Origin of the sequence: Burkholderia sp. LAS2 (assembly GCF_018417615.1) — a bacterium.
Lineage (GTDB): Bacteria > Pseudomonadota > Gammaproteobacteria > Burkholderiales > Burkholderiaceae > Burkholderia > Burkholderia sola.
Window position 1 is genome coordinate 1,054,373 of sequence record NZ_CP071052.1, and the last position, 15,840, is coordinate 1,070,212.

At 67.4% G+C, this 15,840-nt stretch carries 12 protein-coding genes and 5 pseudogenes; 7 read left to right on the top strand and 10 right to left on the bottom strand.

From position 1 onward, the window contains the following. Positions 1-16 precede the first annotated feature (16 nt). Together JYG37_RS04920 and JYG37_RS04925 are read left to right on the top strand one after the other, a co-directional pair. Entirely contained in the window at positions 17-343 is a 327-nt protein-coding gene (locus JYG37_RS04920) for a hypothetical protein (protein WP_080334256.1), read from the top strand. Between the two features lie 28 nt (positions 344-371). Then, positions 372-1,022: a histone H1-like DNA-binding protein gene (locus tag JYG37_RS04925; RefSeq protein WP_089488157.1), complete on the top strand. Its 651-nt coding sequence runs from the start codon at positions 372-374 to the stop codon at positions 1,020-1,022. Positions 1,023-1,250: 228 nt separating this feature from the next. Here JYG37_RS04925 and JYG37_RS04930 read toward each other — a convergent pair whose 3' ends face one another. The 10 genes and pseudogenes from JYG37_RS04930 to JYG37_RS04975 all read right to left on the bottom strand — a co-directional run bounded on the left by JYG37_RS04930 (position 1,251) and on the right by JYG37_RS04975 (position 9,600). Further along, a complete protein-coding gene (locus JYG37_RS04930) occupies positions 1,251-1,691 on the bottom strand; it encodes an outer membrane lipoprotein (protein ID WP_213345917.1) in 441 nt (146 codons plus the stop codon). A 51-nt stretch (positions 1,692-1,742) separates the two neighbouring features. Beyond that, complete coding sequence (locus tag JYG37_RS04935) at positions 1,743-2,681, bottom strand: carbohydrate kinase family protein (RefSeq protein WP_176015581.1); 939 nt, start codon at positions 2,679-2,681, stop codon at positions 1,743-1,745. 85 nt (positions 2,682-2,766) lie between these two features. Then, positions 2,767-3,270, bottom strand: coding sequence for a thiol peroxidase (tpx, locus tag JYG37_RS04940; RefSeq protein WP_050013872.1), 504 nt, complete (start codon positions 3,268-3,270; stop codon positions 2,767-2,769). Positions 3,271-3,341: 71 nt separating this feature from the next. Then, positions 3,342-4,808: a zinc-ribbon and DUF3426 domain-containing protein gene (locus tag JYG37_RS04945; RefSeq protein WP_213345918.1), complete on the bottom strand. Its 1,467-nt coding sequence runs from the start codon at positions 4,806-4,808 to the stop codon at positions 3,342-3,344. Positions 4,809-4,853: 45 nt separating this feature from the next. Beyond that, positions 4,854-5,756: a 50S ribosomal protein L11 methyltransferase gene (gene prmA / locus JYG37_RS04950; RefSeq protein WP_050013870.1), complete on the bottom strand. Its 903-nt coding sequence runs from the start codon at positions 5,754-5,756 to the stop codon at positions 4,854-4,856. 2 nt (positions 5,757-5,758) lie between these two features. Continuing rightward, a complete protein-coding gene (accC, locus tag JYG37_RS04955; protein ID WP_050013869.1) occupies positions 5,759-7,126 on the bottom strand; it encodes an acetyl-CoA carboxylase biotin carboxylase subunit in 1,368 nt (455 codons plus the stop codon). Between the two features lie 87 nt (positions 7,127-7,213). Then, positions 7,214-7,683 (bottom strand): annotated as a pseudogene (gene accB, locus JYG37_RS04960) (acetyl-CoA carboxylase biotin carboxyl carrier protein). A gap of 66 nt (positions 7,684-7,749) precedes the next feature. After that, positions 7,750-8,201, bottom strand: a pseudogene (aroQ, locus tag JYG37_RS04965) (type II 3-dehydroquinate dehydratase). Between the two features lie 194 nt (positions 8,202-8,395). Then, entirely contained in the window at positions 8,396-8,950 is a 555-nt protein-coding gene (locus JYG37_RS04970; protein ID WP_089488160.1) for a TlpA family protein disulfide reductase, read from the bottom strand. A gap of 7 nt (positions 8,951-8,957) precedes the next feature. Beyond that, positions 8,958-9,600 (bottom strand): annotated as a pseudogene (locus JYG37_RS04975) (UDP-N-acetylmuramate--alanine ligase). A 246-nt stretch (positions 9,601-9,846) separates the two neighbouring features. Here JYG37_RS04975 and mpl point away from each other — a divergent pair. From mpl to mtgA, 5 genes and pseudogenes are all read left to right on the top strand, one after another. Continuing rightward, a pseudogene (gene mpl, locus JYG37_RS04980) lies at positions 9,847-11,231 on the top strand (UDP-N-acetylmuramate:L-alanyl-gamma-D-glutamyl-meso-diaminopimelate ligase). After that, on the top strand, positions 11,228-11,797 hold the full coding sequence (locus tag JYG37_RS04985; RefSeq protein WP_050013864.1) for a YqiA/YcfP family alpha/beta fold hydrolase: 570 nt from the start codon (positions 11,228-11,230) through the stop codon (positions 11,795-11,797). The pseudogene mpl and the gene JYG37_RS04985 overlap by 4 nt, the downstream one beginning before the upstream one ends. An 80-nt stretch (positions 11,798-11,877) precedes the next feature. Further along, positions 11,878-13,968, top strand: a pseudogene (locus tag JYG37_RS04990) (RNB domain-containing ribonuclease). After that, a complete protein-coding gene (gene aroE / locus JYG37_RS04995) occupies positions 13,965-14,831 on the top strand; it encodes a shikimate dehydrogenase (RefSeq protein ID WP_050013862.1) in 867 nt (288 codons plus the stop codon). Before JYG37_RS04990 ends, aroE begins: the two are co-directional and overlap by 4 nt. 14 nt (positions 14,832-14,845) lie before the next feature. Further along, positions 14,846-15,583 (top strand): monofunctional biosynthetic peptidoglycan transglycosylase, encoded by a 738-nt coding sequence (mtgA, locus tag JYG37_RS05000; protein WP_089488161.1) that lies wholly within the window; start codon positions 14,846-14,848, stop codon positions 15,581-15,583. Positions 15,584-15,840: the final 257 nt, after the last annotated feature.

Here is a 15,840-nt window from a genome sequence, read left to right on the forward strand (position 1 = left end):
GGAGCAAGAACGCCTGATGCAAAGCATGCCCGGTGCCTTAACGGCCCAACGATACGACAGGCACTTTGCGAACCCTTCAGTGGGATGGGCAAACTTCCCTCCGGAAAAAGCGGACGGCCGTGTGGCGGTCCGCTTGATCAAGCGATTAGGGGTAGCGGCGCGAGGTGCGCCGGCTACCGACTTGATTTGGCGTGCGAGGCCATGGGGTCACGCGCGCCATACCGTATTCATTAGCGTAAGCGCGCGGTATCTGCGTACGCCGATGAATAGCCCGCTTCGAAGCGCACGTCCTGAACAGCGTCCGCGGGAAGCGGGTTTTGACGAAGGGTGTAGTTTGAACTGACTCTCATCTGAACCTGAAGGAGAACAACATGGCTACTGCCAAGAAGAAACCGGCTGCTAAGAAGGTTGCTGCCAAGAAGACCGTTGCGAAGAAGGCTGCTGCGCCGGCGAAGAAGGCCGCAGTGAAGAAGGTTGCTGCGAAGAAGGTCGCGGTGAAGAAGGTTGCCGCGAAGAAGGCAGCACCGGCGAAGAAGGCCGCTGCAAAGAAGGTCGCTGCAAAGAAGGTCGCAACGAAGAAGGTTGCAGCCAAGAAGGTCGCAGCGAAGAAGGCGGCACCGGCCAAGAAGGCCGCTGCGAAGAAGGTTGCAGCCAAGAAAGTCGCAGTGAAGAAGGTTGCCGCGAAGAAGGCGGCACCGGCGAAGAAGGCTGCCGCCAAGAAGGCCGCACCGGCGAAGAAGGCTGCTGCGAAGAAGGCTGCGCCGGCGAAGAAGGCTGCTGCCAAGAAGGCCGCGCCTGCGAAGAAGGCTGCCGCGAAGAAGGCTGCGCCCGCCAAGAAGGCTGCCCCTGCGAAGACGGCTGCCGCACCGGCGAAGAAGGCTGCTGCGCCGAAGAAGGCCGTCGTGAAGAAGGCTGCGCCGGCAACGACCGCGTCGACCGCATCGGTTGCGCCGGCATCGGGCGTGAAGACCGCGCTCAACCCGGCAGCCGCATGGCCGTTCCCGACCGGCAGCCGTCCGTAATCGCGGCTGAGCAGCATCACCCGGACACGCACGTGGTGTCCGTGGGTTGAGTAGCGCTACTCAATCAATCCCGCCATCTGGCTCAGATGGCGGGATTTTTTTCGTCCGCATGGGTCGTCGATCGGCCGGCCGACGCGAACGTGGACGAAAGCGCATGGACGAAAAAACGCATGTGCGGCTTCGCACATGCGTTCGACCGCGGCTTGCGCCGCGCGCTGAGGATACCGGTTAGTGCGTGACGCGCGTGACGCCGCCGCTCGACAGCAGGCGTACGCGCTCGCCGGCGCGGAACGCTTCGCCGCTGGCTGCCTGCGTGATCGAGCGCAGATCGCCGTTGTCGAGGCGCACGGTAATTTCGACACCGTTCGCCGTGCTGAGGTTTTCGCCGACCGCGTTACCCGCGACCGCGCCGACGAGGCCGCCGGCGATCGCCGTCAGGATCGAGCCTTTGCCGCCGCCGATCGCGCTGCCCGCGACCGCGCCGAGCGCGCCGCCGCCGAGCGTGCCGATCGCGCTGCCGCCGCCGTCGGACTGGATGCGCACCGCACGGACGCTTTCGACCGTGCCCATGCGGACCGTCTGTTCGCGCTGCGCCTGGCCGACGCTATAGACATCCGCCGAACCGGGTGCCGTGAAGCAGCCGGCGAGAGTCAGCGTGGCCGCCAGCATGGCCGCGAGCGTGAGGGTTTTTTCGTCAACATCTTTGCTCTCCCACAATATTCATTTGAGACTGTAACCGAACGCAGTCTCGAAGCGTGCGTCGATTTCGGCGCGCGTCAGGTCGTAAGTCTGGGGCCCTTGATGGGCGATCTTGACGGAGCCCATCAGGCTCGCGAGGCGGCCGGTGGTTGCCCAGTCGAGGCCGTGCTCGATGCCGTACAGCAGGCCGCCCCGGAAGGCGTCGCCGCAGCCGGTCGGATCGGCGATGCGCTCGGCCGGCACGACCGGAATCTGCTCCGCACCCTGCTTGTGGCGGATGGTCGCGCCGTGCTCGCCACGCGTGATGACGAGCGCGTCGACCCGGCTGGCGATTTCATCTTCGGACCATCCCGTCTTGTCGCTCACCAGCTTGGCCTCGTAGTCGTTGACCGCGACATAGGTCGCAAGTTCAATGCTGCGGCGCAGCGTCGCACCGTCGAACAGCGGCAGGCCCTGGCCCGGATCGAACACGAACGGCACACCGGCCTTGGCGAGCTCTTCCACGTGCTGCACCATCCCGTCGAAGCCGTCCGGACCGACGATCGCCAGCTTGATGTCCGGCGCGTCGCCCGCGTGGTTCAGGTGCGACTGCATCATCGCGCCCGGGTGGAACGCGGTGATCTGGTTGTTGTCGAGATCGGTCGTGATCATCGCTTGCGCGGTGTACGTATCGGGTAGCACGCGAACGTGATCGCGGCGCAGGCCGAGCTGGTCGAACCGATCGAGATACGGCTGCGCGTCGAACGCGCCCATCGTGGCCATGATGCGCGCATCGCCGCCGAGCAGGTGCAGCGCGTAGGCGATGTTGCCCGCGCAGCCGCCGAATTCGCGGCGCATCGTCGGCACGAGGAAGCTCAGGTTGATGAGGTGCACCTGGTCGGGCAGGATGTGCTCGCGGAACCGCCCTTCGAAGGTCATGATGGAGTCGTAGGCGATCGAGCCGCAAATCAGCGTAGCCAAGGTGTGCGTTCCTGTAGAAATGAGGGGCCCTGCGCGACAACGCCGCGCGAAGGGCGCGGCGCGGCAGGGGAAAGCGGAAGAAAGCTTACTTCAGTGCGGCGAGCGCTGCATCGTAGTTCGGCTCGTCCTTGATTTCGCCGACGAGTTCCGCATGGATCACCTTGTCCTGCGCGTCGAGCACGACCACCGCGCGTGCGGTCAGGCCGTTCAGCGGGCCGCTCGTCACGTCGACGCCGTAGGCGTTCGCGAACGCGCGGCCGGTGCGGAACGTCGATGCCGTCACGACGTTCGCGAGGCCTTCGGTCGTGCAGAAGCGCGTGGCGGCGAACGGCAGGTCGGCGGACACGACGATCACGACCGTGTTGTCGAGCGACGACGCGGCTTCGTTGAACTTGCGGGTCGACGTCGCGCAGGTCGGCGTGTCGAGGCTCGGCACGATGTTCAGCACCTTGCGCTTGCCGGCGAAGCTGGCAAGCGTCAGATCGGCGAGATCCTTGCCGACCAGCTTGAAATCGGCGGCTTGCGCGCCGACGGCCGGGAACGTGCCGGCGAGATCGATCGGGTTGCCACCCAGCGTAACTTTGCTCATGTTCGTGCTCCGAAATAGCGCGCCGCTCGGGCGCGCGGGTTGAGACGGGCGCGCAAGCGCGCCGCGGCGCGTCACGGATAGAAGATCTGGACGCGGAAATTCGAGGCGGGCGTGCCGTTCGTTTCGAGGCGGACGACCATCGTCTGCGTCGTGCCGGGCGGCAGCCCGGCGTCGATCGGCGTGCCCGGGCGCACGTAGTCGCGCGGCGCGAGCACGCGGCGCACGGTGACGTGATTGGTGTCGTCGAGCAGCGTGAGTTCGAGCGACGGGTATGCGAGCGCGACGCGGTAGCGGTTCGTCAGCGGCACCTTCAGTTCGAGCTCGCGCGGGCCGTCGAGCTGGCGCAGGTCGGTCGGGTCGAGCCGCAGCCCGTCGATCGCGCGCGGCGGCGTGACCGTGCAGCCGAGCGGCGCGCACGCCTGCCGGAACCAGCCCTGTGTGACGGGCCAGTAGATCATCAGCGTCTCGCGCTGCCACCACGCCAGTTGCGCGACGAGCAGCCCGACCAGCGCGGCCGCGACGAGGCCGCCGAAAAAGCCGCCGAGCATCCCGCGTCGCTGCGGCGCGCGCGTCTCGCGCGTGACGGCGAAGTGCGGGCGATCGTCGTCGGTCAGGGCGGCGGGGAAGGGGGCGACCGGCTGGGCGACCGGCTGGGCGACCGGTTGGACGTCGGGCTGGGCCGGCGGTTGGGTGACCGTCCGGGCGACTGGTTCATCGGTTGCCGCCGCGGTCGACGCGTTGTCGTGCCGGGTGAAGGTGCCGGGTTCCGATGCGGTCTCGGCTTCGGTGAAGGCCGGTGCGGGCGTGAACGCGAAACGGGGTTCGCGCGGCGCGCGTTCGTCGTCCGGCGCCACGAAGTGCGCGGGGACGACGGGTTCGATCGGCGCGGGTTCGACCGGTCCGGCGGCGGTTTCCGTGTCGGACGGAACGTGAGCGACGAAGCGGGGCTCGCGCGGATCGCGCTCGACGGGCGCGATGGGTACGGGCGACGGCGCGGCTTCTTCGGTTTCGTGCGGTTCGTGCCGCGTCTGCGGCGAATGCGGTTCGGCCGGTTGCTCGACGGCAGCCGAAGCATCGAGCTCGGCCGGCGACGACGCGAACGGCTCGGGCGTACCCGACAGGTGGACGACGCCCGCTTCCGTGGACGGCAGCGCGAGCGGTATCAACGGCTCGGTTCGCACGGTCTCGACGCTGTGCTGCAGCGACGGATCGACGCCGGCGTCGAGCCACGGCGCCCACATGTCCCAGCCTTCCGGCTTGTAATCGGCGCCGGTCGGCAATTCGGGCGGCGCGTCGGCGGTGAACAGCCGGGCCGGGGCGGCCTGCTGCGGATGCGCGTCGCCGCCGCCGTGCGGCGCGGCAGCCGGCTCGGTTAATGCCGGCTCGGGCTGCGGCGCGTACTCGGGAACGAGCGATTCGGCGGCGTTGAAGACTTCGTGGCAATGGCCGCAGCGCACGAGCCCCTGATGCAGCGAGAGCTGTTCCTGCTGCAGCCGGAAGACGGTTTCGCAATGAGGGCAGCGCGTCGCAAGAAGCATGTCGAGCCGGGCGGCCTGCTGGCCAGAGTGAAGGACAGCGCTATTCTAATGGCTTTCGCGGCGCGTTCCGGCAAGGCATACCCAGCCTTCGTGTTCGCGCCAGACCGAAATGTCGACGTAGCGCGCATAAACGGCCGCGACTTCGTCCGCCTGGCGCGCGAGCACGCCCGACAGCGCGATGCGCCCGCCCGGCTTGACCTTCGATGCGAGCATCGACGCCATCAGCTTCAGCGGATTCGACAGGATGTTCGCGACGACGATGTCGAATTCGCCGTCCGGGCACGCATCGGGCAGCCCGTACGTAACTTCCGCCCGGTTGCGTTCGCTGTTCTGGCGCGCCGATTCGACTGCCTGCGGATCGATGTCGATGCCGATCACGGGGTTCGCCCCGCATTTCTTCGCGAGGATCGCGAGAATGCCCGAGCCGCAGCCGTAGTCGAGCACCGACTGACCGGGCTTCACCGACTGCTCGAGCCACTCCATGCACAGACGGGTCGTCGGATGGCTGCCGGTGCCGAATGCGAGGCCGGGGTCGAGCTCGAGGACGAGCGCATCGGGATCGGGCGCGTCGTGCCACGACGGCACGACCCAGATCCGCTCGCCGATCGGAATCGGCTCGAACTGCGACTGCGTGAGCCGCACCCAGTCCTGCTCCTCGACTTCGCGCACGACGAACCGGGGCGTCTCGGCGAGGCCGATCTCGTTCGCGGCCGCCGCGAGCAGCACGGCCGGCTCGTGATCGGCCGACAGCAGCGCGACCACGCGCGAGTGCTGCCACGCGGTGCGATCGGGCACGAGGCCCGGCTCGCCGAAGAGCGGCTGTTCGTCGGGCGTGTCGGCGTCGGCGTCCTCGACGGACACCGACAGCGCGCCGAGATCGAGCAGTGCGTCGGACAGGGCCTCCGCATGCTCGCGGGCCAGTTCGACGACGAGTTCGCGATAACTCATGCTTACGCTTCTTCCGGTGCGACCTGCTGCTTCTGCGCGAGCCGGTTTTCGAGGTAATGGATGCTGGTGCCGCCTTCGACGAACTTCGCGTCGATCATCAGCTCGCGGTGCAGCGGGATGTTGGTCTGGATGCCTTCGACGACCATTTCCGACAGCGCGATGCGCATCCGGCGGATCGCCTGCTCGCGTGTCGCGCCGTAGGTGATCAGCTTGCCGATCATCGAATCATAGTTCGGCGGCACGAAATAGCCATTGTAGGCGTGCGAATCGACGCGCACGCCGGGGCCGCCCGGCGTATGCCACGACGTGATCCGGCCCGGCGAAGGCGTGAACTTGAACGGATCTTCGGCGTTGATCCGGCATTCGATCGCATGTCCGCGGAACTGGATGTCGCGCTGGCGCAGCGTGAGCTTCTCGCCGGCCGCGATGCGGATCTGTTCCTGCACGATGTCGACGCCGGTGATCAGTTCCGATACCGGGTGCTCGACCTGCACGCGCGTGTTCATCTCGATGAAGTAGAACTCGCCGTTTTCGTACAGGAATTCGAACGTGCCCGCGCCGAGGTAGCCCATCTTCTTGCATGCGTCCGCGCAGCGATCGCCGATGCGGTCGATCAGGCGGCGCGGAATGCCGGGCGCCGGCGCTTCCTCGATCACCTTCTGGTGGCGGCGCTGCATCGAGCAGTCGCGCTCGCCGAGCCAGATCGCGTTCTTGTGCGCGTCCGACAGCACCTGGATCTCGATATGGCGCGGGTTCTCGAGAAACTTCTCCATGTACACCTGCGGGTTGCCGAACGCACGGCCGGCTTCCTCGCGGGTCATGTTGACCGCGTTGACGAGCGCGGCTTCGGTGTGCACGACCCGCATCCCGCGCCCGCCGCCGCCACCCGCCGCCTTGATGATGACCGGATAGCCGATCGCGCGCGCAATCTTGACGATCTCCTTCGGATCGTCCGGCAACGCGCCTTCCGAGCCCGGCACGCACGGCACGCCGGTCTTGATCATCGTCTGCTTCGCGGTGACCTTGTCGCCCATCATGCGGATCGTTTCCGGGCGCGGGCCGATGAACGTGAAGCCCGACTGCTCGACGCGCTCCGCGAAATCGGCGTTCTCGGACAGGAAGCCGTAGCCGGGGTGGATCGCCTCGGCGTCGGTGACTTCCGCGGCGCTGATCAGCGCCGGCATGTTCAGGTAGCTCAGGTTCGACGGGGCCGGGCCGATACAGACGGCTTCGTCGGCGAGGCGCACGTACTTGGCTTCCTTGTCGGCTTCCGAGTACACGACCACCGTCTTGACGCCGAGTTCGCGGCACGCGCGCTGGATGCGCAGCGCGATTTCACCGCGGTTGGCAATGAGGATTTTTTCAAACATAGCGAGTATTCGTCTCTTCGAGGGGCGCGCGAACGGCGCCTGGCGAGCATCTCGGCGGCGCGCGGCCGGCAGGGCCGCGCGGCGGGCTTAGCCGATCACGAAAAGCGGCTGGCCGTATTCGACGGCCTGGCCGTTCTCGACGAGGATTTCCTGATCACGCCGGCCTTGTCCGACTCGATCTCGTTGAGCAGCTTCATCGCTTCGATGATGCAGATCGTCTGGCCTTCCTTGACCGTGTCGCCGGCCTGCACGAACGGGTCGGCGCCCGGCGACGGCGCGCGATAGAACGTGCCGACCATCGGCGACGTCACGACGTGTCCCTGCGGGACGGCCGGTGCGGCGGCTGCGCCGGCGGCCGGCGCCGCGCCGTCGGTCGGCAGCGCGGCCGACGGAGCCGGCGCGCTGACTTGCGGGGCATACCCAGCCGTCGGCTGCACGTAGACCGGCGGCGCGTTCTTGACGATGCGCACCTTGCCTTCGCCTTCCGTCACTTCCAGCTCGGAGATGCCGGATTCGGAAACGAGGTCGATCAGAGTTTTCAGCTTACGAAGATCCATCGGGAATTCCCCTTTCAATACGTGAAAGCGCCGGTGAGGGGCCGGCGCTGAATCTAGATCGCGAAATCAGCCGCGCGACGCGCCTTGCAGCTTGTCCAGCGCGTACTCGAGCGCGTACAGATAACCTTTCCAGCCGAGCCCGCAGATCACGCCTTCGGCCTGGTCGGAAAAGTAGGAGTGGTGCCTGAACGCTTCGCGGCGATGCACGTTCGACAAGTGAACCTCGACGAACGGGATGCCGACACCGGCGATCGCGTCCCGGATCGCAACGCTCGTGTGCGATACGCGGCCGGATTGATCAGGATGAAATCGGTCTGTTCCTCCCGCGCGGCCTGGATGCGGTCGACCAGCGCGCCTTCATGGTTGCTCTGGAACGACGACAGTTCGGCGCCGGCTTCCCGGGCGCGCGCGGCAAGCGCCTGATCGATCTGCGCGAGCGTGACGCGGCCGTACACCTCCGGTTCCCGGGTGCCGAGAAGGTTCAGGTTGGGGCCGTGCAACACCAGCAATCGTGTCATGGTCGCTTCTATTTCTGCGGAATTGCGCGAACTTTAGCGCTATTTAGAGAAATTTGTCTAGTTTTGCCGAACGGCCAGGCGCGCCGGACCTGCAAGAATTACCGGCGCGGGCGCAAAGTATCCGCGAATTCACGCGAAATTGCCGCGATCGACCTGCAAATCGCCGCCAACGTGCGGGCTGCCGTTCGGACCGATTACAGTGCGTCGAGCGTCTTTTTCAGCTCGGCCGGTTGGATTTGTCCCAATTTTGTCTCGCGAATCTTGCCGGTTTCGTCGATGACGACGGTAAACGGCAGCGCGCCGGCGGTATTTCCGAAATTTCGGGCCAGATCGGCGCCTGCGTAGCCGCTGACGAAGACTGGATAGTCGACCTTCACCTTCTGCAGGAAGTTCTTCACGTTCTGCCCGGAATCGACGCCGATTCCGACGAAACGGATGCCTTTCTGCTTGTACTGATGTGACAGCGCGACGAGCTCGGGCATTTCCTCGACGCACGGGCCGCACCACGACGCCCAGAAATTGACCACAACCTTCTGGCCCTTGAAGGAAGCGAGCGACGCCGGCTTGCCGTCGACGCCGGTCAGCGACGACGCCCACAGCTGGTCGACCGGATTGCCGTGGGCGGCCGGCGCGGCGACGGCGACACCGTCGTCGGCGCTGCCGCCGCGGAACCAGTGGCCGGCGGCGAGCCCGCCGGCGATGGCGGCGGCCGCGACCACCGCGAGCGCCAACATGCGTTTCATCATCATCGTTGAATCATTCCGGTTCGGAAGGAGCCTGGCCTGCATCGACGAGCGCGCGCAGCGCCGCGGCGTCCGCGCGGGCGACGCGGCCGCGCGTCGGCCTTCACCGCGCCGCGCAGGTCGTCGCTCGCATACAGCGCAAGATGGATGCCGATCGCATCCACGTCGCGCCGCGGGCGCCACAGGAAACTGAGCGTCTCGACGTCGCCGCGGCCCGCGAAATGCCGCGTCTCGGACACGTCGTACTGGACGTTCTGGTTCAGCAGGTAGATCGCGACGTCCTTCGGGTTGTCGGTGAAGGCCTGCAAATGGATATCCGAATGCGCGTTCGCAGTGCCGTTCAGCACGGCGCCCGTCACATAAGGATGGAACTCGGCGAGCCGGCCCATCCAGTCGAGCGCGATTTCACGCAGGCGGCGCAGTTCGTCCGGCTGCGTGTCGCTCTGGAACAGCGCGAGGTACTCGCGCAGTTCTTCCTCGATCTGGTCGTTATCCGGCAGCCATTCGCCGGCAACGCGCGAATCGCCCAGTAACTGGCGCGCGGCCTTGCGCTTCGCGCCGGCATAGTCCTGGCCGTCCTCCGCGATCAGGCGGGCGGCGGACTGGGCGATTTCCTCGCGGACGCGCCGCGGGTCGACAAGAGGTTTGCGAGACATGATCCGGCAATCATACTCGATCGCCACGGCGCCCGAGCGCGGGTGCGGCGGCCCGCCGTCCGAGGGCGTCGGCGCTGCTCGCGCGCATCGTTCGGGCCGCCGGGCATCGCAGGCCGTCAGTTACAATACTGCTCTTTGTGTCGCGGCCAGGTCGTTGGCCGGGCGCCGGCCGGACGGCCTCGCCGGCGCGCCGCACACGCATCCTTTCCGAATCGACGGCGCCCGGCGGCGCGAAAGCATTCCTCTATGCACATCCACATTCTTGGCATCTGCGGCACCTTCATGGGCGGTCTCGCCGTACTCGCACGCGAGGCGGGCCACACGGTGACGGGTTGCGACGCGGGCGTCTATCCGCCGATGAGCACGCAGCTCGAGGCGCAGGGCATCACGCTGATCGAGGGCTACGGCGCCGAGCAGATCGACCTGAAACCGGACCTGTTCGTGATCGGCAACGTCGTCACGCGCGGCAATCCGCTGATGGAGGCAATCCTCGATCGCGGCCTGCCTTACGTGTCGGGTCCGCAGTGGCTCGGCGAGCACGTGCTCGCCGGCAAGTGGGTGCTCGCGGTCGCGGGCACGCACGGCAAGACGACCACGTCGTCGATGCTCGCATGGCTGCTGGAAGATGCCGGCCTGAACCCGGGCTTCCTGATCGGCGGTGTGCCGCTGAACTTCGGCGTGTCCGCGCGGCTCACCGATTCGAGCTTCTTCGTGATCGAAGCCGACGAGTACGACACGGCATTCTTCGACAAGCGCTCGAAGTTCGTGCACTACCGGCCGCGCACCGCGGTACTGAACAACCTCGAATTCGATCACGCCGACATCTTCCCCGATCTCGCCGCGATCGAGACGCAATTCCACCATCTCGTGCGCACCGTGCCGGGCGTCGGGCGGATCGTCACGAACGGCCGCTCGGATGCGCTCGAGCGCGTGCTCGCGCGCGGCTGCTGGAGCGAGGTCGAGCGTTTCGGCGTCGACGGCGGCTGGCAGGCGCTGCCGGCCGAGGACGGCGTGCCGGTCGACGAACGCTTCGCGGTGTATCGCCAAGCCGAGCGCGTCGGCGAAGTCGCGTGGCAGGTGCAGGGCGACCACAACCGGATGAACGCGCTCGCGGCGATCGCCGCCGCGCGCCACGTCGGCGTGCCGCCGGCGCAGGCTGCGGTTTCCCTCGCGTCGTTCCGCAACGTGAAGCGCCGCATGGAAGTGCGCGGCAGCGTGGACGCGCGACCGTCTACGACGATTTCGCGCACCATCCGACCGCGATCGATACCACGATCGCCGGTCTTCGTGCGCGCATCGGCCGCCAGAATGCCCGCATCCTCGCCGTGCTCGAGCCGCGCTCGAACACGATGAAGCTCGGCGTGATGAAGTCGCAACTGCCGGCGAGCCTGGCCGATGCCGATCTCGTGTTCGGCTACGGCGCGCCGACCGGGCGCGATGCGCTCGGCTGGAATCTCGCCGAGGCGCTCGCGCCGCTCGGCGAGCGCGCGCGCGCATTCGACGATCTGCATCTGCTGGTGAAGGCGGTGGTCGAGGCCGCGCGTCCGGGCGACCACGTGCTCGTGATGAGCAACGGCGGCTTCGGCGGCGTGCACCAGAAGCTGCTCGACGCGCTCGGGAGCCGCCCGTGATCCTGTATCTGCACGGCTTCCGGTCGTCGCCGGAATCGCAGAAGTCGCGGCTGCTCGCCGCGCGGATGGCCGAACTCGGCCGCGCCGACGAGTGGCGGTGCCCGTCGCTGTCGGTGTCGCCGCTGGAGGCGATCGCGGTGGCGGAAGCCGAGGTCGCGGGCGCACGCGACGTGACCGTGATCGGCAGCTCGCTCGGCGGGTATTACGCGACGTGGCTCGCCGAAAAGCATGGCTGGAAAGCCGTGCTGCTGAATCCGGCGATCGTGCCGCAGCGGGATCTGGAACAACATCTGGGCGAGCAGCCGCTGTGGCACGGCGGCGGCACGATCGTCGTCGAGCGCCGCCACCTGCACGAACTCGACGCGCTGCGCGTGCCGGCGATCACGCGCGCCGACCGCTACTATCTGTTCGCGGCGACCGGCGACGAAGTGCTCGATTACCGCGAGATGCTCGCCCATTACCCGGGCGCGAAAACCCGCGTGATCGACGGCAGCGACCACGGAATCAGCGAATTTGCCGACTATGTCGACGACGTTCTCGCGTTTTGCGACGGAAAGACGTCATAAACCGGCCACGTGCCAATCGAATTCCCATCATCATGCGGCGCCGCCGACGCGGCGCCCGGCAGTCTGAACGAGAGTACTGAGTGAACGTTTTCTTCGAGGAATCGGGCAGTTTCAAGGCGGGCAGCGTGCTGTCGCGCCAGGGCGACGCATTTCAGGTCGAGTTGCCCGGCGGGCGGCGCGCGAAGGTGCGCGCGAAAGACGTGCTGATCGAATTCGACAAGCCGGCTGCAGGCGAACTGATGCAGGAGGCCGACACGGCCGCGCAGCAGATCGATCTGGACTTCCTGTGGGAATGCGCGCCGGCCGACGAGTTCGCGTATCGGCGCTCGCCGCCGAATACTTCGGCGCGACGTACGGCCCGGTCGAGCGCGCGGCGCTGGTGCTGCGGCTGCACGGCTCGCCCGTCTATTTCCGCCGCAAGGGGCGCGGCCAGTACCAGCGCGCGCCGGAAGAGCAGCTCAAGATGGCGCTCGCGTCGCTCGAGCGCAAGCGCCAGCAGGCGCTCGTGCAGGCGCAGTATGAAGAAGAGCTGAAGCGCGGGCAAGCTGCCGGAAGCGTTCGCGGGCAAGGTGCTCGGGCTGCTGACGCGGCCGGACAAGAATTCGATCGAATACAAGGCGATGGAAGCGGCGGCCGGCGCGCGCGGCGTGTCGCCGGCGCGGCTGATGCTCGACTGCGGCGGCATCGAGTCGCCGCGTGCGCTGCACGAAGCGCGCTTCCTCGCGGAATTTTTCCCGCACGGCACCGGCTTTCCGCCCGTCACGGTCGGCCCGCTGCCGGACGACCTGCCGCGCGCGAACGTCGAGGCGTTCTCGATCGACGACATCACGACGACCGAAATCGACGACGCTTTCTCGGTCGAGCACCTGGCCGACGGCCGGGTGCGGATCGGCGTGCACATCGCGGCGCCGGCGCTCGGCATCGTGCGCGGCGATCCGGTCGACGCGATCGCGCGCGCGCGGCTGTCGACCGTCTACATGCCGGGCGACAAGATCACGATGCTGCCGGACGACGTCGTCGACGTGTTCACGCTGAAAGAGGGCGATTACCGGCCGGCGCTGTCGCTGTACATCATCGTGAACCGCGACACGCAGGACATCGTCGCGAACGAGACCCGCGCCGAGCTCGTGTTCGTGAAGAACAACCTGCGCCACAACACGCTCGACGAGCTCGTCAACGAAGAGACGCTCGCGGCCGGCACCGGCGACTACCCGCACAAGGACGACATCGCCGTGCTGTGGCCGCTCGCGCAGGCGCTGTTCGAGAAGCGCCAGGTCGCGCGCGCGGGCTACGGCCTGAAGCGCGAAGTGCAGCGCAACACCGACTACAACTTCTACGTCGAAGGCGAGCACGTGACGATCACGCCGCGCCGCCGCGGCTCGCCGCTCGACCTGATCGTGTCGGAGCTCGCGATCCTCGCGAACTCGACCTGGGGCGCGTTCCTGCACGATCACACGGTGCCCGGCATCTACCGGTCCCAGCGCGGCTTCGGCGCGCCGGGCCCGAAGCGCACGCGGATGCAGACGACGGCCGCGCCGCACGAAGGCCTCGGCGTCGCGCAGTACGCGTGGAGCACGTCGCCGCTGCGCCGCTACGTCGACCTCGTGAACCAGTGGCAACTGCTCGCGTGCGTGCAGCACGGCGTCACCGCGAAGCTCGCCGCGCCGTTCAAGCCGAAGGACGCCGATCTCTACGCGGTCGTGCAGGGCTTCGACGATACGTACACGGCCTACGCCGACTACCAGCGCCGGATGGAGTACTTCTGGTGCCTGCGCTGGCTCAAGCAGGAGCAGAAGAAGCAGGTCGTCGCGAGCGTCGTCAAGGGCGATCTCGTGCGCCTCGAGGAAATCCCGCTGCTGCTGCACGTGCCGGGACTCGGCGTGCATGCGCGCGGCACGCGCGTGCTGCTCGACGTGATGTCGCTCGACGAACTGACGATCGAGGCGTCGGTGCGTCTGCTGAACGTGCTCGACGCGCCGACCGTGACGAGCGGCGATACGGCCGAGGCCGACGAAGAGGATGATGCCGAAGGCGGCGACGACACGCTGGTCGACGCGGAAGACGCGTCGGCGCAAACCGAGGCCGAAGCGCTGGCCGAATCGGGCGACGCGGCGGCACAGGGCGGCGAAGCCGCGAGCGGCAACGACGGCGAAGAGGGACGCGCATCATGAACGCAGTTGCGTCGACGAGCGGCACGGACCGCTATGTCGTGTTCGGCAACCCGGTGGCGCACAGCAAGTCGCCGTTCATCCACGCGCAGTTCGCCGCCCAGACCGGCGAGCCGATCGAGTACGCGCACCGGCTCGCGCCGGTCGACGGATTCGAGGCCGCCGTGCGCGCGTTCGTCGCCGAAGGCGGTCGCGGCGCGAACGTGACGGTGCCGTTCAAGCTCGACGCGCATGCGCTCGCCGACACGCTGTCGCCGCGCGCGGCGGCGGCAGGCGCGGTGAACACGCTGCGCATCGACGCCGACGGCCGCCTTTACGGCGACAACACCGACGGCGTGGGCCTCGTGCGCGACATCGAAGCGAATCTCGGCGTGTCGCTCGCGGGTGCGCGCATCCTGCTGCTCGGCGCGGGCGGCGCCGCGCGCGGTGTCGTGCTGCCGCTGCTCGACCGCGCGCCGCTGTCGATCGGAATCGTCAATCGCACCGCGAGCAAGGCCGAGGCGCTCGTCGGCCAGTTCATGCAGGCCGCGCACGATGCGGGCTGCATGCTCGCGGGCGGCGGGCCCGGCGTCGTGCGGGCCGAGCCGTACGACGTGGTGATCAATGCGACGGCCGGCAGCCTCGATGCCGCGCTGCCGGAATGCGACGCGGCCGCGTTCGGCGCCGGCACGCTCGCGTACGACATGATGTACGGCGCGCAGCCGACCGTGTTCATGCAGCACGCGGCGTCGCTCGGCGCGCGCACGGCCGACGGGCTCGGGATGCTGGTCGAGCAGGCGGCCGAATCGTTCTTCATCTGGCGCGGCGTGCGGCCGGACGGCGCACCGGTGCTGGCCGCGCTGCGCCAGGCGCTCGCGGCGAGCTGAACGGAGCGCGGCACGTGGCGGCGGTGAGCGGCACGCAGCGCACGCGGACGGTGAGCATCGCGCGCTGGATCGTCTATGCGGGATCGGTGTTCGCGCTCGCGTGGCTCGCGACGCAGCTGTTCTATCTCGCGCAGATCGCGCTGTGGTCGTTCGTGAATCCCGGCTCGACCGCGTTCATGCGCACCGACGCGTGGTGGCTGTCGCGCGACACGCCGCCCGCGCAGATCCGGCACCAGTGGGTGCCGTACGACCAGATCTCGCGCAACCTGAAGCGCGCGCTGATCGCGTCCGAAGATTCGACCTTCGCGACCAACAACGGCTACGACGTCGACGCGATCCTGCAGGCGTGGGAGAAGAACAAGGCGCGCGGCAGGATCGTCGCGGGCGGCTCGACGATCACGCAGCAGCTCGCACGCAACCTGTTCCTGTCGCGCGAGAAAAGCTACATCCGCAAGGGGCAGGAGCTGATCATCACGTGGATGCTCGAAACGGTGCTCGACAAGGAGCGCATTTTCGAGATCTACCTGAATTCGGTCGAATGGGGGCGCGGCGTGTACGGCGCGGAAGCGGCCGCCCGCTATTACTACAAGATTCCCGCGAGCCGGCTCGGCGCGTGGCAGTCGGCGCGTCTCGCGGTGATGCTGCCGAAGCCGCGCTGGTTCGATGCGCATCGCGGCTCGGCCTACCAGGCGCAGCGTGCGGCGATCATCGCACGCCGGATGGGCGCGGCCGAGCTGCCGCAATCCGAGTAAGCGGCGCGCCCGCATCGCTGCGTTGTCCGTTCTGCCGTTCGCGCAGGATTGCTGCGTTGCAGCGCATTCGTGTCATCACCCTTTCGGGCCGCATCCTTTAGACGAATTCGTCTATTTCGCTTTGCTGAGCAATATCGGCGAGTGCATGTTTTTGTTGAGCGTCATCGCACGAAACGGGTGCTTTTTTAGTCGTTACCAGTAAACGCGAAAGTCGATGAAAGCGACGTGAAATGCAACGTTTCGCGAATCGAAGCATT

What these genes read in the sequence shown, in the direction of transcription:
- prmA (WP_050013870.1), bottom strand. Translation starts at nt 5,756, where the DNA reads ATGAGTTATCGCGAACTCGTCGTCGAACTGGCCCGCGAGCATGCGGAG.
- aroE (WP_050013862.1), top strand. Translation starts at nt 13,965, where the DNA reads ATGAACGCAGTTGCGTCGACGAGCGGCACGGACCGCTATGTCGTGTTC.
- JYG37_RS04945 (WP_213345918.1), bottom strand. Translation starts at nt 4,808, where the DNA reads ATGCTTCTTGCGACGCGCTGCCCTCATTGCGAAACCGTCTTCCGGCTG.
- JYG37_RS04930 (WP_213345917.1), bottom strand. Translation starts at nt 1,691, where the DNA reads ATGCTGGCGGCCACGCTGACTCTCGCCGGCTGCTTCACGGCACCCGGT.
- tpx (WP_050013872.1), bottom strand. Translation starts at nt 3,270, where the DNA reads ATGAGCAAAGTTACGCTGGGTGGCAACCCGATCGATCTCGCCGGCACG.
- JYG37_RS04970 (WP_089488160.1), bottom strand. Translation starts at nt 8,950, where the DNA reads ATGATGATGAAACGCATGTTGGCGCTCGCGGTGGTCGCGGCCGCCGCC.
- accC (WP_050013869.1), bottom strand. Translation starts at nt 7,126, where the DNA reads ATGTTTGAAAAAATCCTCATTGCCAACCGCGGTGAAATCGCGCTGCGC.
- JYG37_RS04920 (WP_080334256.1), top strand. Translation starts at nt 17, where the DNA reads ATGCAAAGCATGCCCGGTGCCTTAACGGCCCAACGATACGACAGGCAC.
- JYG37_RS04925 (WP_089488157.1), top strand. Translation starts at nt 372, where the DNA reads ATGGCTACTGCCAAGAAGAAACCGGCTGCTAAGAAGGTTGCTGCCAAG.